Source organism: Variovorax nivicola (genome assembly GCF_051216475.1).
In the GTDB taxonomy this organism is placed as follows: Bacteria; Pseudomonadota; Gammaproteobacteria; order Burkholderiales; family Burkholderiaceae_C; genus Variovorax.
On the sequence record NZ_JBPJZK010000015.1, the window covers coordinates 24,178 to 47,410 of the forward strand.

The window sequence follows — 23,233 nt, forward strand, 5'->3', positions numbered from 1 at the left end:
CCATGGCGCCGTCTGACGACTCTGCAGAACTACGGAGGGACTCTTCATCAGCTGCAAGTTCACGCCCCCATCACTTGAAACATGGATTACAGCTCAGCCAGGCCGACGTGAGGCCACCCGTACGGGTGTACACCGAAATTTCTAGAACGCAACTGTCATCTGCCCCCAGAAGCGCCCCCCGTGCTGGGAGCGGGCGCTGAGCACAGCCGCGTCGCGCCGGGTCGGCCACGCCGCCGTGAGTGTGAAGGCCGTCTTGCCCGAGGCCCAGCCCATCCCCAGACCCGCACCGGCCAGGCGACGCTGGTTGTCTGCATCGGTCCACGGTCGGCGATTGATCTTGACGCCGCCCGCATCGTAGAAGGCCTTGAACTGCCAGCCGGGCATCGGCTGCCAGCGCAGCTCCGCGCTGGCCAGCCAGCCTTCGTCGCCGTTGGCCTCGCCCTGGGCAAAGGCGCGCACGCCCTGGCTGCCGCCGAGGCTGAACTTCTCGGCCGACACCAGGTTGCGGTTCGCGAACTGGCCCGTCGCGCTCAGGGCGAGCCCCAGGCCCGGCGCCAGCACCTGCAGCCGCTGCAATTGATAGCCGAGCTTGGTGAACGAGCCAGCGCTGCGTGCGCTGGCCGCGTCCTGCAGAAAGCTGCTGGCATCGAGCTGCGCGCGGCCTCGCACGAGGTTGAGCGCCAGCGCATTGCCACCGCCACCGAACCAGCCGTCCTGCCACTCGCCGTTGAGCCCGAGCACCACGTTGTGCAGGTCGTTCCGGGCGAGCGTGGCGGTGCTGCCGATGGCATCCTTCAGCGACTTGTCGTCGTATTGCAGTTGGCCGTACCAGTTGGTCGTGCGGCTGCGCACGAAGGGATGGCGCAGGTAAGGGAAGAAAGGCGAATGAAGGAAAGACGCGCGAAGAAGCGCAGCAAAGGCTGGTGCATGGGGTCTGGCGTCTCACTCGCTGGCGTTGCAGGCTTGGCCGGGGGCCACGCGCAGGCCGCAGTCCTGGACACTGAATTGGAGCGTGCCGTTGGCGGCGTGTCGCGAGGGCTCCTGCGCCGGCCGGTCGCTCTGCGCGATCTGCTGCGCTTCGGCCAGGCGGGTGTTGGGGGCGGCAATGACCGGAACGCCGGGGCTGGTACTGGGCTGGCTGGCCTCCGGCGGGCTTGCCTGCGGCGAGGGCTCGGATGGCATCGTCGGGACGTCGGTGCCGGCGGCCTCGCGGATGGTCAACGGGCCCGCCACATAGCTGATGTCGTAGCCCTGCTGGGTCGAGTAGAGGCCGGAGGAGAGCCGCAGCGTGCCGTCGGCGCTGCGGTAGCTTCCGATGTCGGCCGAACTCGTGCTGTAACTCAGGCCGCTGCCGAGCAGGACGGCCGATGGGTCCGACAGGCTGTACCCGGTGCTGCCGCTGGCCACCGTGCCATCGTAGGCCTTGCCGGTGAGATCGGCGGCGGTCACTGTGAGCGGCTTGAGGAAGCTGCGCAGCAGCGGCCCCGTGCTTCCCTCGTAAATGCGCCAGGCGGTGCTCGTGCCGCCGCTGGAACCCATGTCCCAGCCGGCGGCAGTGTAGGTGTCGAGGCTCTTGGCCTCGGAGCCGCTCAGGCCTCGGGTCAGGGTGTCGACCGTGCCCCTGTCCATGCCGATGCCCAGGCCACTGTTGGTATTGCTCGCCAGCCAGAAGGAGGCCGTGATGACCCCGGTGCCCGCGCCCGCGGCGACGTTGTATCCCACCAGTCCACCGACCGTGAGGTCGCCGCTGACCGTCCCGCTCGCATAGCTGCGGTTGATCGTGCCGAGAGCGTTGACGCCAATCAGACCGCCCGCATAGTTCCCTGCGAAGACACTGCCGGAGGCATACGCATCGTTGACGGTGCTCCTTGATGCGTTCCCGACCAGCCCTCCGCCGAAATCCCCGCCACTGACGTCGCCAGAGGCATAGACATTGCTGAGCACGGTCTGGTCGCTATGGCCGACCAGGCCACCCGCATAGGCCCCGCCGGAAACGTTGCCAACTGCATAGGCACTGCCGATCCTGCCCCCGTAGCTCGTGCCGATCAGCCCGCCGCTGGTGCCCTCGCTTCCATTGCCCTCGACCGCACCGGTCGCGTAGACGTTGTCGACGCGGGCTTCGTAGGCATAGCCGATCAGTCCACCGTTCGTGGTTTCGTCCCCGTATGCAGTGACCTTCCCGGTGGCATAGGCGTTGCTGATGACGGTACCTTCGTCGGCATAACCGATCAGTCCGCCATTGGCCGACCTTTGCGAGCCAACCACTGCGCCGGTCGCGTAGGCGTTATTGATCGTGGTGCCCAGGGACACGCCGATCAGGCCGCCATTGCGGACGCCTTCTCCACCGGCCACATCGCCGGTGGCATAGGCGTTGCTGATCGTGGTCCCGTCGGAAGACCCGACCAGGCCGCCGCTGATGCTATTGCCTGTGACACGCCCTGTGGCATGAACGTCGCCGACGGTCGAAGCGTAGGCATAGCCGATCAAGCCGCCTGCCTGGGTGCCGTAGCCGGTACCGTTCACGTCGCCGGTGGCGTAAGCGCTGCTGACCGTGGAATTCAGGTAGACCACGCCCGCCAGGCCGCCGACGTAGGAATTGGTGCCCGTCCCGGAGACATTGCCGGTGGCGTAGCTGTTTCGAAGGCTACCTCCATCGAGTTCTGCGACCAGGCCTCCAACGTAGGCGTTCCTGGTGTTGGTCGCCACGTCGGACGTGGCGAAGACGTTGTCGATCGTGGTATTGATCGCCGCGCCGACCAGGTTGGCGACATAGGCGAGATCGTCCTTAGTCGCCCGGACACTGCCGTCGATCAGCCCGAAGTCGCGCAAGGTGCTGCCACTCGTGGAGCCGAACAGCGCGACGTAGGTGAGCGAGCTGTCGAGGGTGAGCCCGGCGACAGTGTGGCCCAGGCCGTGGAGCGATCCCCTGAACGGAATGCTGTAGTCACCCACGGGAATGAAACCCTCCCCCGAATTCCATCCGGCGGTGGCGCTGGCGTCGATGTTCCCGGCCAGCGCGTAATGACCGTTGAGATCGCCGCTCATCGCCTGCAGGCCCGCAACGTCGCGGATCAGCGTGTAGTCCGTGCCGTTGATGGCCAGGCTGGCATGGGCACCGCTCAGTGTGATGGGCGCCTTGACGTTGTAGTCGGTGCCAGCGGCGACGCTGCCCGTGTTCGCATAGTCGCCATGGTTCAGTACCAGTCCGGCGCTGTTGCCCGTAGCCGTGATGGCGGCGTTGATGTTGATGTTGTTGACGGCGTTGAGCGTCAGCCTGCTGTCGCTGCTCCAACTCACCGCATCGTTGACGTGGATGTCGCCCGCGCCCGCCGTGCCGCCAGCGCTGGACGCGATGCTCACGTCGGTGCTGGCCAACTGGTTGCCCAGCGTCTGGCCGGTGATGTCGCCGCCGCTCGCGGCAATGGTGAAGTCGCTGGGGTCGATCAGCCAGGTGCCCGTCTGGCCGCCTTGCGACCGCGTGTCGATGCGGGCGCTGTCGGCCACCTTGACGTGCGCCCCGCTCGTCTCGACGAAGCCGCCCTTGCGGCTGCCCGAGGCCGAGGCATCCAGCGTGCCGCCGACGCGGACCGTGCCACCGTTCATGCCGCCCAGCAGCTTGATGGTGCCGCTGCTGGCATCGATGCCCTTCGCCTCGATCACGCCTTCGTTGTTGACCACGGTGCCCAGCAGTGCGTCCTTGGCGGTGGCGGTGAGGATCACGCTGCCGTTGTCGGCGCGGATCAAGCCCTTGTTCTGCGCGAGTGCGTTCAGCGTGCCGCCGTCCACCAGCACTGACAGCAACTGGTTGCCGCTGAAGCTCAGCGTCACCTTGTCGCCCGCGGCCAGCGCGGTGGTGCCGTTGGCGGTGATGACCGTGCCTTCGTTGCTCACCTGCTTGCCCAGCAGCGCCACATAGCCGCCGGTCAGGCTGCCCTGGTTGATCACGCTGCCCTGATTGCCGCCGGCGCTGAAGCTGCGCGAGCCGGCCATGAAGTCGGCGTCGCTCAGGCCGAGCGTGGAGGCCACGAGGCCACCGACGCTGACCTGCGCGCCGGCGCCGAACAGCACGCCGTTCGGGTTCAGGATCCACACCTGGCCGTTGGCCGTGAGGCTGCCGTCGATGCGGGAGACCTCGCTGCCGAGCACGCGGTTCAGCGCAATGGCACCGGCACCCGCCTGCACGAAGGCCACGCGCTCACCTGCGGCGATGCCGAAGCTGGCCCAGTTGATCGCAAGGTTCTGGCTGGTCTGCGTGATCGTCGTGCCGCCGCCGTTCTGGCTGATGCTGCCGGAGCCGACCGCTACCGCGCCACCGGTGGGCGCCGCGCGCACGCAGACGCCCGCAGCGGACAACGCGAGGCCCAGTGCGCACACGGCGCCCCGCCGAATTCTGATTTTCACGACGATCCCTCTTGTGCGCCTCCTGGACGCGGAGGCATCGGCTGTTGGCGCAAGTGCGCATCCGGCATTGGCTGTCCGGGCAGTCGGTACCGTAGTCTCGGGAAGGGATTCAGTCGCTAGCGCACTTTGCGCTATTGCCGCCGGGACGGCGGCTGTGCTTCAGAGAAAACTCGAGTCGGAGAACGGCAGCATCTGCCGCAGTTGCGCGCGCGAGCGGATGGCCAGCTTGTCGAAGATCCGGCCGAGATGGGCGCGCACCGTGTTGGGCGCGAGCGACAAGGTGCGCCCGACCTCCTTGTGGCTGTGGCCGTGGCCATAGAGCTTCGCCACCTGGTGTTCGCGCTCGGTGAGCGTTGCCAGGGCGCTCGGCACTTCGGGGCGGCGCAGCTCGATGCGCAATCCGTCCTCGACGCTGGTGCTGCGCAGCGTCCAGCCCTGGGCAGAGAGGATGGAGTCCGGCTCGGCCTTGCCAGCCAGCCAGGCTTCGGGCACACGCGGCATTTGCGGGCCGCCATCGATGGCGGCCATGGCGGCCCACGCGGTCATGAATGCGGCGTTCGGGTAGATGAGCCAGCCATCGGGCGTGGCCAGCGCCATCGGTGTCTCGGTACTGTCGCGCGTGCTCTGCGCCAGATTGACGCGCAGGCGGTTGACCATCAAGGCTTCCATCCAGTAGCCGGCGGCGCCGTCCAGCAGTGCGGCATCGGCGTCACCGAAGGGTTGCGCCAGCGCGCGCCGACACATCGAGATCAGCGTCAGCCCCTGCGCGCCCTGGATCTGCAGCGCAATGCCCAATGCATGGTGAATGCCGAAGCGCTGCATGAACGCGCGCGCCGGCGTGGCCGCAGGCGATTGAAGCTCGGCGTCCGACCAGTCAACGATGACGCTGCGGCCCGGCTGCGCCAACATGCGGCGGCTGAGCAGGTCCTGCTCGGGGCCTGCTGTCTCCACCCAGGCATCGCCCATCTTTTCTTCGACGAAACCGCGACTGAAAGAACTGACGTGACCACTCAGGTGCACCGTGTTGATCGCGACATGGGTACAGCCAAAGCGGTTCTGCAACTCGTCGAGCAGGCGCTCGCGGAACGCTGGCGAAGTCAGCGTTCGGGCGTCCGCGGAAAGACGCGAAAAGTCCTTGGGTGCGAGAGCGGGTAAGTCGAAGGGCATGATGATTTCAATGCGACGGGTTTGAATTGGTGCCGATATGTACGAGGTACCATGCCCCGGCATGGCTCCGGCCCTGTTCGCAAGTATTACACCCGCACTGATTTCTGCGCGCGGGCGAATAGGGCCGGCTCGACGGTCTGGTCAATCCGCATCGACACCGACAGCTCAGAGCGTCGGCTCAAATGCTTAAATGTTAGGCTCCGTTCAACGCAGCGCATTGGCGGCCTTGCGCGTTGAAGGTGGCATCTGCGACGAAATAAAGGGAGAAATCCCGTCGCGTGTTTTCTAGAAAGCGCCTGCAGCATACAAAGACTGCAGCCCGTGATAGCTGACATAGACTCCGACCAGAATGATCAAGGCGCTTGAAGCATAGGGCGCTTGTCGTGCGAACACCCCGAAACCGGCAAAGCGCTTTCAAGGCGTGTTTCACATCGAAAGTTGCAACGACGCTTGCTGCGACCAGCCCGTGATGTCGCCTGCTGACTCGAAAGTGCCTTGACACGCCTCCGCGCGAAGATCAAGCGCATGTGAGATCGGATTCGGGACTGGGTTAGGCGCGTCAAGTGCGACAGCGTGACGCAGTCATTGGCCAGATGCATCGTCGCCACCGCAGCAGCGAGTCCCTGCGAACTGTCAAGGCCAGCGTTCCGCCCGTGTTGGACATGGCCTGCATCGGTTGCGCGGTCTGGCCTCCAGGCTGCGACGCGCACGCTCTCCGTCCGATGTGCTTCTGGCAGCCGGAAGCTGCGAAGGTGCCCTGCTCTCGAAGCCTTTGGGCATGCTTCTTGAGCGTCTGGGGTTGCGGAAGCTAAAAAGCCTTCGGCAAGTTGGGGACGCAGTGGTAGCTGGAAAACTTCCGAAAGAGTTCGAAGATGCTGGCGTGCCGCGTGGGTCAGTCGACATCTATCCAAAAGGTCTTCACCGACTCCAGGTTCGGCATCGCGGGCGCACTGCGAGAGCCGCCAACACACAAGCCGTCAGATGGCTCACGCCTGCGTCGCATGTTTAGCACCCAGCTTCGGCGCAGGCAAGACACCATCGGCAAAGAGCTGATCGATCTCGAATGCGTTGAATCCGAGCGACTGCAAGACGAAGACGGCGTCTGAATTGAAAGGTCGCGGATTGGCGCCCGATGAACCCGGCGTGCCGTGCAACCGGACAGGAAGACCGATTCCAGTGTAACCCTCGCGCGCGACGAGCATCCCGCGATGCGCTGCATGAGGCTGGGCAAGGGCTTCCGACACCGAATGCACCGGCGCTGCCGGCACCCCCGCCGCCATCAACGCATCGCAGAGCCACTTTCGCGCGCGGTGGCCGATGGCGCGTTCGATCTCTGCTCGTAGCGCATCCCGATGCTGGAGGCGCCGGGCGTTATCGGCGAAGCGCTTGTCCAGCGCCAGGTCAGGCCGCTCCACCACGAAGCAGAATTTCTTGAACTGGCCACGGTTCATGATGCCCAGAAAGATCTCGCCGTCCTCGCAGGCGAAGCGGTCGTAGGGCGCGATGTTGGGATGCGCGCTGCCAAGCAACCCCGGCTGCTTCTGCGATTGAAAGTAGTTGGCCGCATGCGGGACCAACAGACTCAGCGCAGCATCGAACAACGTCGCCTCGACCTGCTGTCCCCGGCCCGAGGCGTGGCGGCTCTGCAGCGCGAGCAGGATGCCCGACAGCGCGGTGTAGGCCGTGAGGTGGTCGACGATCGGCACGCCGATCCGCGTCGGGCCGCTGGCCGCATCGCCGTTGATGCTCATGAGCCCGCAAATCGCCTGCAGCACTGCGTCGTAGCCCGGCAGACCGCCCAAGGGACCGTCGGCGCCGAAGCCGCTGATGCTGCAGTGAATGAGCCGCGGAAAGCGCTCCTTGATCCAGCCGTCGTAGGGGATGCCCCATTTCTCCAGCGTGCCGGGCAGGAAGTTTTCGATCAGCACGTCGGCGTCCGCCAGCAGCCGCTCCAGCACGCGCCGCCCCTCGGGCCTGGACAGGTCGATGCTGATGCACTCCTTGCCGCGGTTGACGGCGCCGAAGTACGACGCATCGCCGTGGCTGTCGAAAGGCGGACCTAGCGTGCGGGTGTCGTCGCCGCCGGGCGGCTCCACCTTGATCACCTGCGCGCCATGGTCCGCAAGCATTTGCGCGCACAAGGGCCCCGCCAACACGCGAGATAGGTCCACCACCCGAATGCCACTGAGCGCACCACGCATTGCTTGTCTTCCTTGGGGTTGTGTGACCTGGCGTCTGGACCGGCGATGCTAGCCGCGGCTGGGCAATTCAACCACGCCGGAGCCGAGCACGGAGAGCTCGTCGTCCTGGTTGCGCGCTTCCTGTTCGATCTCGACTAGGTGCTTGCCGTCCTCGACGTACTTGCGCTTCACATGACCCTTGATGAACAGCATGTCGCCCTCGGGGTTGTGGCGGCGGATCTTGCAGCTGGCCTTGCGCAGGAAACCATCATCGCCCATCCAGTTCGTCAGGTGGTGCGTGAGCCACGAGGTCCGTTCCGGACCGTAGTCGTAGGCACCCGGTGCGCCCACTTCGAGCGCAAAGTCTTCTTCCCAATGCACACGCTCGGGCACGTCGGGAATGCCGAAGCGGTTGGTGATGCCCACGCCGGGATGCGCGTCGATGAGCTTCCAGGCCATCTTGTTGGCACGGATGTACAGGCCGCCCCAGCCCTGTGCATAGGCGATGAAGCCTGTCACGGTCATCGGGCCCTTGAACATCACGGGCAACGCCTCGCCCTCGACCACGTCCTCCCAGTAGCGCGGGGTGGCGCCGCGCACTTCCTCGTCGCGGTAGAGCTTGAAGGCCTCCTGGATTTCTTCGGGCGAGTACTGACGCGGCGTGCGCGCGCGCACTTCCTTGTACTTGGTGCCCTGTTCGCGGGCGTGGTCGCGCTCGGTGCGAAAGCACCAGCTGTCGGCCTCGGACACCTTGTCGCCCTTCTGGTTGAAGAAGTCGACGTGGTAAATCTGCTGCACCGCACGGCCGGCAAAACGCGTCTGGTGCTCGACCAGGTCCTTCAGGTAGGCCTCGGTGCGGATCTCGTCGTTGCGCAGCACCGGCTTGTGCCAGGTCCAGTCGGCACCCGACCACATCGCGTGCACGCCGGGCAGGCCACCCACGTAGCCCGACACGATCCGGCTGGTCGAGAACAGGAAGCTGGGCAGGGCTACGACGCTGCCGTATCGCGTCTTGGCGGCGTACGCCGGATCGCACCACAGCGGGTTGTCGTCGCCGATGCCGTGGGCGTAGTGGCGGATGTTGTCGCGCGTGGCTTCGTAGCACCATGGCTCCAGCGTGTTCTCGATCTTCTGGCCGATGCGCTCGCGCAATTCGTCCAGGCCGCGCTCGGTGATCTTGGGAAAGGTTCTTTCGTTTTGCACAGACATCGTTTGTCTCCTGTTGGTGGTGGTGAGAGGGATAGGAATAAAGACAGGGCTAGGGCGGTGAAGCGTCAGACGCTGGCAGGCTGGGGTTCGCGGTCCCGCAGTACCTTGCGATGGACCTTGCCGGCGGGTGTCTTGGGAAGGTCCGAGACAAACACCACCTGGCGCGGGTACTCGTGCTGGCTCAGCCGACTGCGCACTAGGTCCTGGATTTCCTTGGTGAAGGCGTCGCTGCCTTCACGCTCGGTGACCACGAAAGCCTTGACCACCTGGCCGCGAAGCGCGTCGGCCACACCGATTGCAGCGGCCTCGCGCACGTCGGGGTGCTTGAGCACCGCGTCTTCGATTTCGACGGCGCTCATGGTCCAGCCCGCGGAAATGATCACGTCGTCGGCCCGGCCGGCGTGAAAGAAGTAGCCGTCGGCGTCGACCTTGCCCAGGTCCTTGGTGGCCACCCAGGTGTTGTTGCGCCAGATCTTGAGCTCGCCGACAACGCCCGTCGGGCAGGTCTTGCCTTCAGGGTTCTGCACATCGACGCGCCCACCCGGGATGGGCTTGCCGAGCGATCCGCGCTTGACCTGGAAGTCCGCGGCGCCGGGATAGTTGACCAGGATCACGCCGATCTCGGTGGTGCCGTACATGCTGCACACCGGCTGGCCGAACGTGGTCCGCACGAAGTCTTCGGTTTCGCTGTCCATCGGCTCGCCGGTGAACGAGACCTTCTCAAGGTAGTACTTGTACTTTTGCGCCGCACCGCAGTTGCGCATCATCCGAAAGTGCGTTGCCGCGGCCGAGATGTTGTTGAAGCGGCCGTGCTGCAGGGCCTTGAGCAGGCGCGCCGCATCGAACTTGCCGGAGTAAGCGCCGATGGTCACGCCCAGCGCTAGCGGCGCCAGCGTGCCGTGCCACAGGCCATGCCCCCATGCGGGCGATGAGGGGCAGAAGAAGCGGTCGCCGGGTCGGATGCCCGTGCCGTACAGCGCGGCCAGCATCAACGTGACGAGTGCGCGCTGCTTGTGCTTGACGGCCGCCGGCAATTCGCGGGTGGTGCCGGACGTGTACTGGAATATCGCGTAGTCCTCGGCGGTTGTCCGAACCTCGAAGGTGTCGGGGAACGCACTCAGGCTCTGCATGAAGCCGCCATCGGCCACAAGCACCTCGACACCGTCGATGCCTTGGGACACCGGTGCCTTCTCGGCGTTGGTCACGATGATCTTCGGCTTGCAGTCTTCCACGCGCAGCCGGATGCCGTCGGGGCCGAAAAGCGTGAACAGCGGCACGGCAATGGCCCCGGTCTTGATCGCGCCGAAGATCGCCACGTAGAAGGCCAGCGACGGTTCGAGCATGACCGCAATGCGGTCGCCGGGCCGGCTACCGCGTGCCACCAGCAAGTGCGCGAAGCGGCTCGACAGGCGCGACAGCGTCTTGAAGGTGATGACCTCTTCGCCGCCGCCCGCATGCGCCACCACCACAGCCACCTTGTCGCCGCTCGCATGGCGATCGACGCATTCGCTGGCGATGTTGAACGACTGCCGGTCGCCGTCGAACAGCGCCCAGAGCTTGTCGGTGGAGCAATGCGCCTGTGCGTCGGCGAAGGAGGTGTAGTCGGTCAGTTGGGTCATGGGGTTCAGGTTCTGCGGAATGCCCAAACTATGCGACTTGTGACTATATTTTGTCAAATGCAACTACATTTTGTACATAGACAAAAACAAAAATGCTGCTGCGTTAGAAATGGCAGCTGCTTCGTTTATCCGCACACACCCTTCACACACCATCTGCCGCCATGGAAATACCCGTCGATCCCTTCGAGAAACTTGCCGCCACAGGCTGGCGCCGTGTCCGCACCGCCGGTGCCTTCATGTCGGGCGTGGGGCCGCTGTGGGCCTTGCGCGAAAACGAAAGCTGGGTCTACGGCGTGTGGGCTGGCGACGCCCATCTGAACCCGGCCGGTGTCGTGCACGGCGGCCTGCTGGCGACTCTGGCCGATCACGCGATCAGCACCGTGGCCTGGGAGGCCGCCGGCCGCACGCCCTGCGTGACGGTGCAACTGGACACGCAGTTCCTGGCTCCGGTGGCCCCGGGTGTGCTCATCGAGGCGCGGGCGCAAGTGGTGCGCCGCACCGCGAGCCTGCTGTTCATGCGCGGCCTGCTTCAGGTGGCGGGACTGGAGGTGCTGATCGCGCAGGCGCTCATGAAGGTACAAGCGCCTTTGCCGAGCACTCTGGAGGTTTTTGCGTCGCAGCATATTTGATTTGTCTCAGTACAAAATAAAAGCGCATTTGACAACCATATGCGTGACTTCGATACTCGATCCAAGCCGTTCCGGCCGCCAAGTGCCATCGAAGCAACTCACGGCCGAACGAAGGCCAGGCCTGTGACGCAGACCCTGCAAAAGGGCGCGAGGCATGGACCGGCAATGCCTTCACAGGAGACAAAAATGAGACTTTGGAAGCTGCTCGCCGCGGGCTGCGCAATCGCTCTTTGTTCGCAAGGCGCGCTGGCGCAGGCCTACCCCACCAAGCCCATACGGATCATCGTGGCCTACCAGGCCGGGCAAGGCACCGACATCGCCACGCGCTACCTGGGCAACCAGCTAGCCAGGGAACTCGGGCAACCGGTCATCGTCGACAACCGGCCGGGCGCCGGCGGCAACCTGGGCACCGAGCTCGCCGCCGACGCAGCGCCCGACGGCTACACGCTCACGATGGGCACCAACGCCACGCATGCGGTCAACCAATACCTCTATGCGGGCCTGCGCATCAAGGCGGAAAGGGACTTCGAGCCCATCGTGCTCACGGGCAGCTTTCCCATGGTGCTGGCCGTGAACGCCAAGTCGCCGATGCACTCCATCGGCGATCTGGTGAACTCGCTCAAGAACGACCCGCGCTCTGCCGACATCGCAACACCCAGCACCAGCGCCCGCCTGGTCATCGAGCTGCTCAAGGAGCGCTCCAGGCTGCAGATCTTTCATGTGCCCTACAAGGGCTCCGGCATTGCGATGACCGACGTGCTCGGCGGGCAGTTGCCGCTGCTGGTCGATACACCTACGGCATTGCGCTCGCAGCTGCAGGCAGGCCATGTGCGCGCCATCGCGGTCACCTCGGCCGTGCCGAGTGCGCTGGTGCCGGGCGTCAAGCCGGTGGCCGAGCAGGGCTACGCAGGCTTCGAGGTCATTGCATGGAATGCGCTGTTCGCGCCACGCGGCACGCCGCCTGCGGTGCTCGACGTGTTGAACGATACGATGAACCGCATCCTCAAGAAGCCCGAGACCCGGCAGCAACTGCTCGAATACGGGTTCGATCCGGGCGGTGGCACGCGCCAGCAGCTCGCCGAGTTCGCGCAGGGCGAGCGCCGAAAGTGGGAGCCGATCATCAAGACATCGGGGCTCAAGGCGGACTAGCCATGGTGGCGCACACAGGCACCGTCGCCGCGGTCGGCAACACCTGGGCCGGCCTCGGGCACCGCGCATCTTCTGGGATAAGCTTGCGCCCGCCCATTGCAAGCCCCATGAAGTCCAGCCCCCCTCCAGCCTCCAAGCCCGCTCAGAAGCCCGCGCAAAAGGGTGTCAAGCCCACCAAGCCCGTGCGGGTGAGGCCCGTGCCCGGCGTCACCCGCGCGATCGCAATCCTACGGCTTCTCGGGCGCTCCGAGCAGGCGATGGGCGTCAAGGCCATTGCCGACGAGCTCCAGCTCGTTCCCAGCACCTGCTTGCACATCCTGCGCGCGCTGATCGTCGAAGACCTGGTCAAGATTGACAGCGGCACCAAGCGATATTCGCTGGGCACCGGCATGCTGAGCCTGGCGCGCAGTGCGATCGAGAGCAGCAGCTTCGCCAGCCTCGCACAGCCGGTACTGGACGCCCTGGCCAAAGACTGGAACGTGACGATGATCGGCGTCGAGACCCATGACATGGAGCCGATGGTCGTGCTGGCCTTGTCGCGCTCCAACGCTCCGTTCCGTCTGCACGTGGATGTCGGCAGCCGTTTCCCTGCGCTGGTCAGCGCCACGGGGCGCCTGGTGGCGGCCTTCAGCAGCGAGACGTGGCCGCAGATCGAAAAGCGTTTCAAGACCCTTCGCTGGGACAAGCCGATCGATCTTGCCATGTGGAAACGCGAGGTCGAGCAGGTCCGCAAGCGCGGCTTCAGCATCGATCGCGGCCATTACATGAGCGGCGTGACGGTGATTGCGGTCCCGTTGCTCGATGCCTCCGGACGGGTTGCGCACACACTTGTCGCCACTGGTCTTTCCGACAAACTAGCTGGCACGGCGGGTACCGACCTCGCCTTGGCCATGAAGAAGGAAGCCGATGCGCTGTCGGCGCTGCTTCCATCCCGCAGGTGAGCAGGCTTTCCTTCTCGGTCCGAGCGAGCCAAGGATGATCTGACTGAGCACTTCCCGAACTCGTCTTGCGGGTTGTTCCGATGCCTGCGGACACGCACCTGGCCAAGGTGCACCGCCAGGGGCATTCTGGAGGTCCGCAATGACCGCTAGGGCTGGCGCAGCTCGCGCTTCAAGACTTTTCCGTAGCTGTTTTTCGGAAGCTCCGGCACGAAGACGTAGTGCTTGGGCCGCTTGAACCTCGCGATGTGCGCGACGCAATGCGCATCCAGCACCTGCGGCGTCACATCGGGCTTCGCCACGATATAGGCGACCACGATTTCGCCCCATTCCTCGTCGCGCTGCCCGACCACGCACGCCTCGACGACGCCCGGCAGCAAGAGCAGTACCTCTTCCACCTCGCGCGGGTAGATGTTGGAGCCGCCGCTGATGATCACGTCCTTCGAGCGGTCGCGCAGCGTCAGGTAGCCGTGCGCGTCGAGCGATCCCATATCGCCGGTGCGCAGCCAGCCCCGCTCGAGTGCCTCGGCCGTGGCGGCAGGGTTGTTCCAGTACCCGCGCATGACGGTGTCGCCACGGCAGACGATTTCTCCGATGTCGCCGCAAGGCAGGTCCCGTCCCTGCGCGTCGACGACCCGCACCCCCAGGCCGGTACGCGCCTGGCCTACGGAGCCCAGGATGGCCGGATCATCGACCTCGTGATCGCGGCGAGACAGCCAGGCGATCGTCATCGGCGATTCGCCCTGGCCGTAGATCTGCACGAACACTTGGCCGAACACGGCGATCGACTTGCGCAGTTCCTCGCCGTACATCGGGCCGCCGCCATACACGATGGTGCGAAGGTGGGCCGGCCTAGCGCCGCTCCGCTCGGCCTCGAGCCTCAGGCGCTGCACCATGGTCGGCGCGAGGAACGCACCGCAGCGCGTGTGCGCATTGCAAAGCCCGATGAACTCCCCGGGATCGAAACCTCCCGACGGCGGAATCACCTGCTTGGCACCGCGTGCGATGTATGCGGGGATGTACAGCCCCGAGCCGTGGGACATCGGAGCCGCGTGGACTTGAGAGTCGCCGTCTTCGATGCCGTCGATGTCGGCCAGGTGCGCGACGGTCATCGCCATCAGGTTCCGGTGCGAAAGCATCGCCCCCTTGGAGCGACCGGTCGTACCGCTGGTGTAGAAGAGCCAGGCCAGCGCATCGGCCGCGGTGTTCACGGGAGCCGGTGCGGGCTCGCAGAACAAGGCTTCGTACGCATCGGTGCCGATCGTGATCACCTTGCAAGCCGCCGACGCATCGACGCCAGCGGACGTGGCCAGCTTCGCGGAAGCTATCACCAACCGGGCTCCGGCATCCTCGACGATCTGCACCATTTCCCGTGGGTGCAGCTTGGCGTTGACGGGCACGGCGACCGCTTCGGCCGCCCAGATGCCGAACAGGAGCTCGACATACTGCGGACAGTTCTCCGTGACGATGGCCACCCGCTCTCCGGACAGGCCAAGGCCTCGCAGCCCCGCGGCCAGTTCGAGCGCCCGCCGATGCAGATCGCCATAGCGCTGCACGAGACGCTCGCCGTGAAACACCGCGCCATGCGCCGGGAAGCGGCGCGCGGCATGCGCCAGCAAGGTGAAGAGATTCATCGCATGCGAACCCGAAGATGCCGAACAGAGGGAGCGGCGCTCAATCGACCTTCGCTCCGGAAAATTTCACGACCTCACCCCACTTCAGGATGTCGTCCTTGATGGCCGTCGTGAAGCGCTCCGGCGTTCCGCCCAGGGGGGTGTAGCCCATCTGTTCGATCTTCTCCCTGAAGGCCGGCGAATTCAGCGCGGCGTTGAGCGTGCTGTTGATGCGTTGCGTGACTTCGGGCGGCGTGCCCTTGGGCGTCAGGAGCCCGAACCAGGTCTCCGACACCAGACCGGGATAGCCGAGTTCCTTCGTCGTGGGCACGTCGGGCATGGCCACCGAGCGCTTGTCCGACATCACGGCCAGGGCACGCAGGCGGTTGTCCTTCACGAAGGGCGCCGCAGCCGCGACACCCGGGAACGCGAGCTGCAATCGGTCCCCCAGCAGGTCGGTGAAGACCGCGCCGGGAGAGGTATAGGGAACATGCACCATGAAGACGCTGAAGGTCTTCTTGTACAGCTCGCCGGACAGGTGGTAGGAACTGCCGCTCCCGGTCGAGCCGAAATTCAGCTTGGCCGGGTTTTTCTGCGCGTACTGCGTCAGCTCTTTCAGGCTCGTGGCCGGAATGGAGGGGTTGATGACGATGACGTTCGGAATCGATCCCACCATCACGACCGGATCGAAGTCCTTCAGAGGATGGAAAGGCTTGGCGTCGTAGAGCGTCACGGCCGAGACCACGGTGCCGGTCCAACCCATCAACAGCGTGTAGCCATCGGGGTGCGCCTTGGCGACGAGCGACCCACCGAGGTTGCCGTTGGCGCCGGGCCGGTTTTCGACGACGACCGACTGGTTGACCGCCTTGCCGAGTTCGTCCGCGACGAGCCGGGCGAGCGGGTCGGCGCTGCCGCCCGGTGCGGCCGGAACGACGATGCGCACCGGCTTCGTGGGCCACTGCTGCGCGAGCGTGGGCGTCGCCAGGCCGGCGAGCAAGGCCATCGTTCCGGCGGCCAGCATGAACCGCGAAACGCGGCGATCGAGAAATTTTCCGGGCGATGTCAGCATCGTTGTCTCCTTGTGGTAATTCTTCCGGACCGTCAATACGACTTGGGCAGGCCCAGCACGCGCTCGGCGATGTAGCTCAGGATCATTTCGCGGCTCACCGGCGCGATGCGCGGGATCATGATTTCGCGCATGTACCGCTCTACATGGAACTCCTTGGAGTACCCCATGCCGCCGTGCGTGAGCACAGCACGTTCACAGGCGCGAAAGCCCGCCTCGGCGGCAAAGTACTTGGCGGCATTCGCCTCGGCACCGCACTCCTTGCCGTTGTCGTACAGCCATGCCGCCTTCATCGTGAGCAACTGCGCCGCTTCCAGCTCCACCCAGTTCTCCGCCAGCGGATGCTGGATGGACTGGTTCCGTCCGATGGGCCGGTCGAAGACGACGCGCTCGCGCGCATAGTCGGCGGCTTTCCTGAGCGCGATGCGGCCGACACCGACCGCTTCGGCCGCCAGCAACACGCGCTCGGGATTCATGCCATGCAGGATGTACTTGAAGCCCTGCCCTTCCTCGCCGATGCGGTCTTCCATCGGGATCTCCAGGCCGTCGATGAAGAGCTCGTTGGAGTCCACACACTTGCGACCCATCTTCTCGATCAGGCGCACATCGATCCTGCTGCGGTCTAGGTCGGTGTAGAACAGGGACAGGCCCGACGCGTGCTTGCCGGGCGGCAGGTCTTCGATGGGCGTGGTGCGCGCCAGCAGCAGGATCTTGTCGGCAACCTGCGCGGTGGAGATCCACACCTTCTGCCCGTCGACGATGTACTTGTCGCCCTGGCGCACGGCACGGGTCTTCAGCCGTGTCGTGTTCAACCCTGCGTTGGGTTCGGTCACGCCGAAGCAGGCTTTCACCTGGCCTTTCGCGATCGGCGGCAGCATCCGGCGCTTCTGTTCGGGCGTGCCGAACACGGCGATGGGCATGAGTCCGAAGATGTTGATGTGAATGCTGGAACAGCCGCTCAGGCAGGCACCGGATTCGGCCACGGTCTGCATCATGGCGCAGGCCTCCTGCACGCCCAGCCCGGCGCCGCCGTATTTCTCCGGGATGGCCAGGCCCAGCCAGCCCGCCTGGGCCATGGCGTCGTAGAACGCATGCGGAAACACGCCGTCGGTGTCGCGCTCGCGCCAGTAGCTTTCGGGAAAGCGCGTGCAGAGGTCCTTCACGGCTTCGCGGATCGATTGCTGTTCGGGGGTCTGTTCGAAGTTCATGGTCGGGTCGGGTCGGGTCGGGTCGGGTCGCTTCAAGCGTGGTTCGCGTGATTCATTTGCCGGTCCAGCGAGGTGCGCGCTTCTCTGCGAACGCCCTCGGACCTTCCTGCGCGTCGTCGCTCAGGTAAACACTCTCGAAAAGGTGCTGCGCCGCACGCAGCGCCGCCGATCGGCCCATCTCCGACGACAGGTAGACCAGCTCGCGCGCGGCCTTGACGGTCAGCGGCGCGTTGGCTGCGATGGTGCGCGCCATCTCGAGCGCGCGCTCGCGCAGCTGCGCCAGCGGAACGACGTCGTTGACGAAGCCCAGGGCCAAAGCGCGCTGCGCCGGCATCGGTTGCCCGGTGAGCAGCAGTTCCATCATCACGCGCTGCGGCAGCATGTGCGCGAGCGGCGCCGCCCAGGGCATGCCCCGGCCCACCTTGGCCTCGGTGATACCGAACTTCGCGTGGTCCGCGGCAATGCACAGGTCGCACATCTGCGCGAACAGCCAACCACCCGCATAGGCCACGCCGTTGACTGCAGCGATCATCGGCTTGCTCACGTGCTCAACATCGCCGAGCACCGGCAGCATGTCGCGCGGCGGCACGCGCAGCCCCGTCGCGGTCGCCTCCTTCAGGTCCATGCCCGCGCAGAAGGCCTGGTCGCCGCTGCCGGTGAGGATGCCGACGCGCACCGCGTCATCCTGCTCCAGCGTGTGCCATGCCTTTCGCAATCCGTCGATGACGCCGCGATTGATGGCGTTGCGCTGCGCAGGCCGGTTGAGGGTGACGACGGCGATGCAGCCTTCGACGACTTCGTAGGTAACTTCGTCATTCATCGTTCGCCTCCCGGGGAGATGCCCGGGAGCGGCAGCGCCTCGGCCGCAGTGCCCTCGGCCAGCATCGCGTCGATCTCGTGGCTGTCGTAGCCGGCCTGCTGCAGGATCTCGCGGGTGTGTTCGCCCTGGCGCGGCGCAGTCCTTGCCGTATCGGGCGTACTGTACTGCCAGGTCATCGGCATGCGCATCGTGCGGATCGGCCCCTCGCTCGGGTGCTCGACCATCGAGAAGAAACCGGTCGCCTTCAGGTGGGGGTCTTGCAGGATGCTCTCCAGGTCGTGCATCGGCATGAACGGGACGTCGGCGCGATCGAGAATTCCCCCCCACTCCGCGGTCGACTTCTCCTCGAAGATGGTGCCGAGCACGCCGTACACGAAGTCGATGTGGCGGGAGCGGCCGGCATAGGAGGCGAAGCGCTCGTCCTCCAGCAGCACATCGCGCCCGACCGCGCGCAGGAAGCTGCCCCACTGCTTGTCGTTGTAGACCAGCGCGCAGATGTAGCCGTCGCTCGTGCGGTACGGGCGACGCTCGGGCGAGAGCTGGCGTGCGTAGCCACCGGCATCGAGCGGGGGGGCGTAGGTGAGTCCGCCCAGGTGGTCCCCCAGCACGAAGGCGACCATGGTCTCGAACATCGGCACATCGACGCGGTCGCCCTTGCCGGTGCGCCCGCGCGCCAGCAGGCTCGCGAGGATGCCGCCCACCGCGGTCTGGCCAACGATGCGGTCCGCCAGCGCCGTCGGCACGTAGCGCGGAATTCCGCCGGAGGCGCGGGCGATCAGGGAGGGCAGTGTCGCGCCGCCCTGGATCAGGTCGTCGTAGGCCGGCCGGGCCGCGTAGGGGCCGTCCTGGCCGAAGCCGAAGAGCCCCGCATAGACGATCCGCGGATTGATCGATGCAACCTCTTCGTAGCTCAGCCCCAGTCGGGCCATGGCCTGGGGCCGGACGTTGTACATGAGCACGTCGGCCTCGGCGATCAGGCGCTGCAGTGCGGCCAGGCCGCCGGCCTGCTTGAGGTCCAGCACGATGCTGCGCTTGTTCCTGTTGGCGTTGAGAAAGACCGGCCCCATGCCCTCGTGGCGCAGCGGACCGATCTGGCGCACTAGGTCGCCCGCGGGTGCTTCGACCTTGATGACGTCGGCCCCCATGTCGCCCAGCGCCTGCGAGGCGAAGGGCCCCATCAGCACGGACGTCATGTCCAACACCTTGATTCCGGCAAGTGGTCCCATGGTCTCCTGGCGTGGCCGCCACTGTCGTGACGGCCATCGCTATCATTCATGCTTGTGAACAAATCATACGCATTCATGAATGAATGCACAAGTCAGATGCGCTGCGGCCCTCGGGTAAAGTGGCGCGTTCCCGGTCTCCACCCCGTTCGTTCCCGCCTCGAAAGCACCCTCCCGAAGTGATCGTCAAGCAAGCCGCCAACGTCCTGGACCTGATCGAGTTCTTTGCGACCCACCGTCGCCCGGCCACCCTGGCCGACATCGCAAAGCATTTCGACTGGCCCCGCTCCAGCACCTTCAACCTGCTGGGCACGCTGGCCGCGCGCGGCTTTCTCTATGAGCCCCGCGCACGCGGCGGCTACTACCCGGCACCGATGTGGGCGGCGCTCGTGCGCGAGATCGAATCCGCGCAACCCATCCCGTCCGAACTCCACGGCCTGCTGGAAACGCTAGTGGGCGAGACGGGAGAAACCGCAGTGCTGGCCGCCGCGAGCGGCTTGCACGCGCTGTTCCTGGATGCGGTGGAGTCGCCCCACGCCATCCGCTACACCGCGCAACCGGGCAAGCTGGTGCCGCTTCATGTCACGGCCACCGGCCGCGCATTGCTCTCGCAGATGACGGCCGAAGACCGTGCCGCCATCCTGCGCAAGGCGGCGTTCAAGCGCTACACGCCCACCACGCTGATGACGCCAGCGGCGGTCGAGCAGGCGGTAGAGGCCTCGCGCGAGCTCGGATGGTTCGAAGGCCGCGGGGAATACACGCTCGACCTCGGCGGCGTCGCGCTGCCTTTGAGCCTGCCCAACCGGCAGTTCGCGGTGCTGGTGGCCGGGCCGATGATCAGGATCGAACATCGGATCCCCGAGTTCGTGAACATCGTCCAGACAGCGATCGGCCGGCAACTCTCGAAGCAGTGACCTCAGTCTCGCCTGTCGCCCAGGCACACCGGCGGCAAGCTGCCCTGCCGGATGCCAGAGGAACCGGGGACCAAGTTCGGCGGCGACCGGGCATCCGATCTGCCCCAGGGTGAGGTCCAGCTCCCCGCGTAGGATGCCGAGCGCACGCTGCGCGCCCGGCGCACCGAAGGCCGCGAGTCCGTAGCCCGCAGCCCGCAGCCCGCAGCCCGGCCGACGAAGCACATCCGCGCGCCCAGGCTGAGCGCCACGGCAATGTCGCAGCCACGCCGGATCCCGCTGTCGAACATGACGACCAGCTCTTCACCGACCGCGGCCACGACTTCGGGCAACGCATCGATCGCGGCCACGCTGCGATCGAGCTGGCGCCCGCCGTGGTTCGACACGATCAAGCCGTCCGCGCCGAGGGCAGCGAGGCTCTGCGCGTCCTCTGCCGTCAGCACGCCCTTGATCACCAGGTTGCCCTTCCACTGCGCGCAGCCGTTCGATCAGCGACCACTGGTACGTGACGGGCATCCACCGTGACGACGAGCGTCTCGATGCCCGCGCAGACCGCGCGCTTGAGCAGGTCGCGCTCGATCTCCGAATCCCTGCACGGATAGAACTGCAGCCAGCTGCCAGGCGCACGAATGGCGACGTCTTCGATGGGAGCATTGCTCGCGCCCGAGAGCACGAAGGAAACACCGGCATCGCCGGCCACCTCCGCGAGCAACAGATCGGCGTCGTGCCGCAGCATGCTGAGCATGCCCATCGGGCCGATGCCGAAGGGCGCGGCGTAGGGGCGGCCGAAGACCGTCACCTGCTACGAGCGCGCACGATATGTCGACCAGGTATCTCGGACGCAGCTTGTGCCGACGAATGCGCGCCGCGTTTTCCAGCAGGCATTCCTCGTCGTCCGCACCGCCTTCCAGGTAATCGAAGATCACGCGGGGCAGGTATCCTACGGGGGGTGCGGATAAAAACTTGGACTGGTTTTATGCCGTAAGTCCGAGCCGCTCTCGGTACTCGATAGGGCTCAGAGAGCCGAGAGAGATCTTGATCCGCTTCTCGTTGTACCAGCGGATGTAGGAATCAACTACCTGAATGAACTGCTCAATGGTTGTGGTCTTCCAGTCGCGAGGGTAGAACAACTCCGTCTTCAGCCGTCCGAAGAAGCCTTCACACGCCGCGTTGTCAGGCGAGCAACCCTCCCGAGACATTGAGCGAATGAGCTTCGCATCTGCGATCCGCGAGAGCCAGCTTAGCCAGCGATAGTGGGCACCATCATCGGAGTGGACGACAGGCCTGTCGTTGGTATCGACCACCGTCTCGATGGCCGCATCCAGCATCCTGTTGACGAGCTCAGCATCTGGATGCGTCCCGACTGACCAGTTGATGACCAAGCCATCGAAGCAGTCGATGATGGACGATAGGTATACCTTGCCGGCCGGGATCTGGAACTCGGTGATGTCGGTGAGCCACTTCTCGTTCGGCGCTGCGGCGTGGAAGTCGCGATTGATGAGGTTCTCGGGCGCTGGACTGATCTCCCCCAGATATGAGCCGTACCGACGCCGCTTTGGCTGGGAGACGACCAGACTCTCCTGTTTCATCAACCGCTGCACAACCTTCGGTGACGCACTGCCTTGTCAGCGAAGCCTGCAGTAGCCGTAACAGCGGTGGTTCATCTCGAAGATGTCGGTGATGTTGCGACGCACAGCGAGGTACTTGCCCACCACCTTCACACGGGCTCGATGGTAGAAGTACGAGCTTCGCGCCAGTTCCAACTGGGCAAGGAGCTCTGGCAGACCATAGAACTCTTTGAGGGCGTCAACCAGCAATGTCTTCTCCCAGTTGGTCAGGAGTTGCAGATCGACGCCTAGGCCGTTTTTAATATTTTATTGGCCTTCTTCAAGAGGTCGCGCTCGAGTTGCAGTTGCCGGATGTCACGCTGCAGCGATTCGAGTTGTCGCTCCAGTTCCTCGCGTTCAGGGCCTGGCGGTAAATCGTGTTGGCACTTCATGGTGCTGCAACCTCGCGGCCAAGTAGATGGCTCTTCCAGTTAATGGAATGGACTCCCTGCGTGTTGGCGCGCACGATGTGCTCTGGTCTGAGTATCCTAACCCCTTTTTCGAAGGAGATCGCCATGACCGCATGCCGCTTCCTTGCGATTGCAGAAGAGGATTTCAATACAACGAAGAAGTCCGACTCTAGTTATGAACTTTCCGAGTTACGTGATAACGCTCTCGGCGAGGTGACGTATGCAATGCAGTCAACGAGTTACAAGGCAACTGCTTCGCGCGATTGCCACACAGGAAGCACGGGGCCAAATGCCGCGCGAAGGACCAGGCGGTGACGATCGACCCACGGTGGATGACGCAGAGACGCAGAGTGGGCCTGAGATGTGCCCCAACGCCGTACCGGACGCCACTCAGGCCACGGACGCTCGTCGCCAGGCGTACGTGAGCCTCCGCAACCTGCGAGTGCCGTGAGCACGAGCGCAGAACAGGCAATCCACGCAGGCAATCGCATGCCTACGGCTCGCCGCATCCCGCCCTCATGCCCTGGATCTGCTGGCACGCCACCGGATGCCCCAACGAAGCCACCTTGGCGATCCACATGATCGCAAGGCTGTCGTCCTTCGGCACACCCAGCCCGGATGCGTGGCAGTTGCCTAGCCACTGCATGGCATCGGCATTGCCTTGCGCAGCCGCCAAGTCGAACCAGTAGACGGCCGCATCGAAGCAGCCCGCAACGAAGAACATCCCGCCGACATCGGCCTGCGCGTTCGCGTCGCCACTGTCGGCCTTCACGATCATGTGCAGGTCTTCGTCGGACAGCACGAGCTCGATCAGGCCGGCGATCTGCGCGAAGGCGAGCATCGCCCGGCCCCGTGCGTCTTCCTTGTGCTTGGCGATGGTGCCGTCGGAAACGCGCCGCCACAGCGTGCGCTTGCTGATACCGGTCATCGCGATGACGGCCTCGAGGCTGATGGCGTCCGACCTCAGCTCCGGGCCGCCCTCGGGTGCGAGGCCGTCGTGCACATGCGGCAATGTATTGCTCTCAGTCGCCTTCCGGCGTCGGCTGCTGCGAGGCAGCCGCTGCCGTACCGTCATTTCCGGGG

17 protein-coding genes and 4 pseudogenes are annotated in these 23,233 nt (G+C 65.2%); 4 read left to right on the forward strand and 17 right to left on the reverse strand.

The window, feature by feature from the left end:
• Window positions 1–141 precede the first annotated feature (141 nt).
• The 6 genes from ACSFBF_RS33335 to ACSFBF_RS33360 all read right to left on the reverse strand — a co-directional run bounded on the left by ACSFBF_RS33335 (window position 142) and on the right by ACSFBF_RS33360 (window position 10,576).
• On the reverse strand, window positions 142–852 hold the full coding sequence (locus ACSFBF_RS33335) for a ShlB/FhaC/HecB family hemolysin secretion/activation protein (protein WP_435462722.1): 711 nt from the start codon (window positions 850–852) through the stop codon (window positions 142–144).
• A 90-nt stretch (window positions 853–942) separates the two neighbouring features.
• On the reverse strand, window positions 943–4,401 hold the full coding sequence (locus tag ACSFBF_RS33340) for a two-partner secretion domain-containing protein (RefSeq protein ID WP_435462723.1): 3,459 nt from the start codon (window positions 4,399–4,401) through the stop codon (window positions 943–945).
• Between the two features lie 159 nt (window positions 4,402–4,560).
• Window positions 4,561–5,568 (reverse strand): helix-turn-helix transcriptional regulator, encoded by a 1,008-nt coding sequence (locus ACSFBF_RS33345; protein ID WP_435462724.1) that lies wholly within the window; start codon window positions 5,566–5,568, stop codon window positions 4,561–4,563.
• A gap of 986 nt (window positions 5,569–6,554) precedes the next feature.
• Window positions 6,555–7,769: a CaiB/BaiF CoA transferase family protein gene (locus tag ACSFBF_RS33350; RefSeq protein ID WP_435462725.1), complete on the reverse strand. Its 1,215-nt coding sequence runs from the start codon at window positions 7,767–7,769 to the stop codon at window positions 6,555–6,557.
• A 48-nt stretch (window positions 7,770–7,817) separates the two neighbouring features.
• The gene (locus ACSFBF_RS33355; RefSeq protein ID WP_435462726.1) at window positions 7,818–8,957 is read right to left on the reverse strand and encodes an FAS1-like dehydratase domain-containing protein; all 1,140 of its coding nucleotides are present in this window, start codon (window positions 8,955–8,957) and stop codon (window positions 7,818–7,820) included.
• A gap of 65 nt (window positions 8,958–9,022) precedes the next feature.
• The gene (locus ACSFBF_RS33360) at window positions 9,023–10,576 is read right to left on the reverse strand and encodes an acetate--CoA ligase (protein ID WP_435462727.1); all 1,554 of its coding nucleotides are present in this window, start codon (window positions 10,574–10,576) and stop codon (window positions 9,023–9,025) included.
• A 161-nt stretch (window positions 10,577–10,737) separates the two neighbouring features.
• On the opposite strand from ACSFBF_RS33360, the gene ACSFBF_RS33365 reads away from it, so the two are divergent.
• The 3 genes from ACSFBF_RS33365 to ACSFBF_RS33375 all read left to right on the forward strand — a co-directional run bounded on the left by ACSFBF_RS33365 (window position 10,738) and on the right by ACSFBF_RS33375 (window position 13,295).
• Window positions 10,738–11,205 carry a PaaI family thioesterase gene (locus tag ACSFBF_RS33365; protein ID WP_435462728.1) on the forward strand — a complete coding sequence of 156 codons (468 nt, stop codon included), beginning with the start codon at window positions 10,738–10,740 and terminating at the stop codon, window positions 11,203–11,205.
• 186 nt (window positions 11,206–11,391) lie between these two features.
• The gene (locus ACSFBF_RS33370) at window positions 11,392–12,354 is read left to right on the forward strand and encodes a Bug family tripartite tricarboxylate transporter substrate binding protein (protein ID WP_435462729.1); all 963 of its coding nucleotides are present in this window, start codon (window positions 11,392–11,394) and stop codon (window positions 12,352–12,354) included.
• A gap of 107 nt (window positions 12,355–12,461) precedes the next feature.
• Window positions 12,462–13,295, forward strand: coding sequence for an IclR family transcriptional regulator (locus ACSFBF_RS33375; protein ID WP_435462730.1), 834 nt, complete (start codon window positions 12,462–12,464; stop codon window positions 13,293–13,295).
• A 146-nt stretch (window positions 13,296–13,441) separates the two neighbouring features.
• Here ACSFBF_RS33375 and ACSFBF_RS33380 read toward each other — a convergent pair whose 3' ends face one another.
• Genes ACSFBF_RS33380 through ACSFBF_RS33400 form a run of 5 tightly spaced genes read right to left on the reverse strand, consistent with a single transcriptional unit; the run spans window position 13,442 to window position 19,225 of the window.
• Window positions 13,442–14,926: an AMP-binding protein gene (locus ACSFBF_RS33380; protein ID WP_435462731.1), complete on the reverse strand. Its 1,485-nt coding sequence runs from the start codon at window positions 14,924–14,926 to the stop codon at window positions 13,442–13,444.
• Window positions 14,927–14,966: 40 nt separating this feature from the next.
• A complete protein-coding gene (locus tag ACSFBF_RS33385; RefSeq protein ID WP_435462732.1) occupies window positions 14,967–15,974 on the reverse strand; it encodes a Bug family tripartite tricarboxylate transporter substrate binding protein in 1,008 nt (335 codons plus the stop codon).
• Between the two features lie 32 nt (window positions 15,975–16,006).
• Entirely contained in the window at window positions 16,007–17,179 is a 1,173-nt protein-coding gene (locus ACSFBF_RS33390; protein WP_435462733.1) for an acyl-CoA dehydrogenase family protein, read from the reverse strand.
• Between the two features lie 52 nt (window positions 17,180–17,231).
• Complete coding sequence (locus ACSFBF_RS33395) at window positions 17,232–17,999, reverse strand: enoyl-CoA hydratase/isomerase family protein (RefSeq protein ID WP_435462734.1); 768 nt, start codon at window positions 17,997–17,999, stop codon at window positions 17,232–17,234.
• Complete coding sequence (locus tag ACSFBF_RS33400) at window positions 17,996–19,225, reverse strand: CaiB/BaiF CoA transferase family protein (protein ID WP_435462735.1); 1,230 nt, start codon at window positions 19,223–19,225, stop codon at window positions 17,996–17,998. The genes ACSFBF_RS33395 and ACSFBF_RS33400 overlap by 4 nt, the downstream gene beginning before the upstream one ends.
• A gap of 176 nt (window positions 19,226–19,401) precedes the next feature.
• Between ACSFBF_RS33400 and ACSFBF_RS33405 the strand changes: the two genes are divergently transcribed.
• Window positions 19,402–20,136 carry an IclR family transcriptional regulator gene (locus tag ACSFBF_RS33405; RefSeq protein WP_435462736.1) on the forward strand — a complete coding sequence of 245 codons (735 nt, stop codon included), beginning with the start codon at window positions 19,402–19,404 and terminating at the stop codon, window positions 20,134–20,136.
• 105 nt (window positions 20,137–20,241) lie between these two features.
• Here ACSFBF_RS33405 and ACSFBF_RS33410 read toward each other — a convergent pair.
• From ACSFBF_RS33410 to ACSFBF_RS33435, 6 genes and pseudogenes are all read right to left on the reverse strand, one after another.
• Window positions 20,242–20,358, reverse strand: a pseudogene (locus tag ACSFBF_RS33410) (hypothetical protein); the annotation flags it as partial.
• Window positions 20,359–20,372: 14 nt separating this feature from the next.
• Window positions 20,373–20,588: pseudogene (locus ACSFBF_RS33415) on the reverse strand (alpha-hydroxy-acid oxidizing protein); the annotation flags it as partial.
• On the reverse strand, window positions 20,585–20,932 hold the full coding sequence (locus ACSFBF_RS33420; RefSeq protein ID WP_435462737.1) for an alpha-hydroxy-acid oxidizing protein: 348 nt from the start codon (window positions 20,930–20,932) through the stop codon (window positions 20,585–20,587). The pseudogene ACSFBF_RS33415 and the gene ACSFBF_RS33420, both read right to left, overlap by 4 nt.
• 28 nt (window positions 20,933–20,960) lie before the next feature.
• Window positions 20,961–21,059 (reverse strand): annotated as a pseudogene (locus ACSFBF_RS33425) (hypothetical protein); the annotation flags it as partial.
• 48 nt (window positions 21,060–21,107) lie between these two features.
• Window positions 21,108–22,173 (reverse strand): annotated as a pseudogene (locus ACSFBF_RS33430) (IS3 family transposase); the annotation flags it as partial.
• A gap of 470 nt (window positions 22,174–22,643) precedes the next feature.
• The gene (locus ACSFBF_RS33435) at window positions 22,644–23,153 is read right to left on the reverse strand and encodes a hypothetical protein (RefSeq protein ID WP_435462780.1); all 510 of its coding nucleotides are present in this window, start codon (window positions 23,151–23,153) and stop codon (window positions 22,644–22,646) included.
• Window positions 23,154–23,233: the final 80 nt, after the last annotated feature.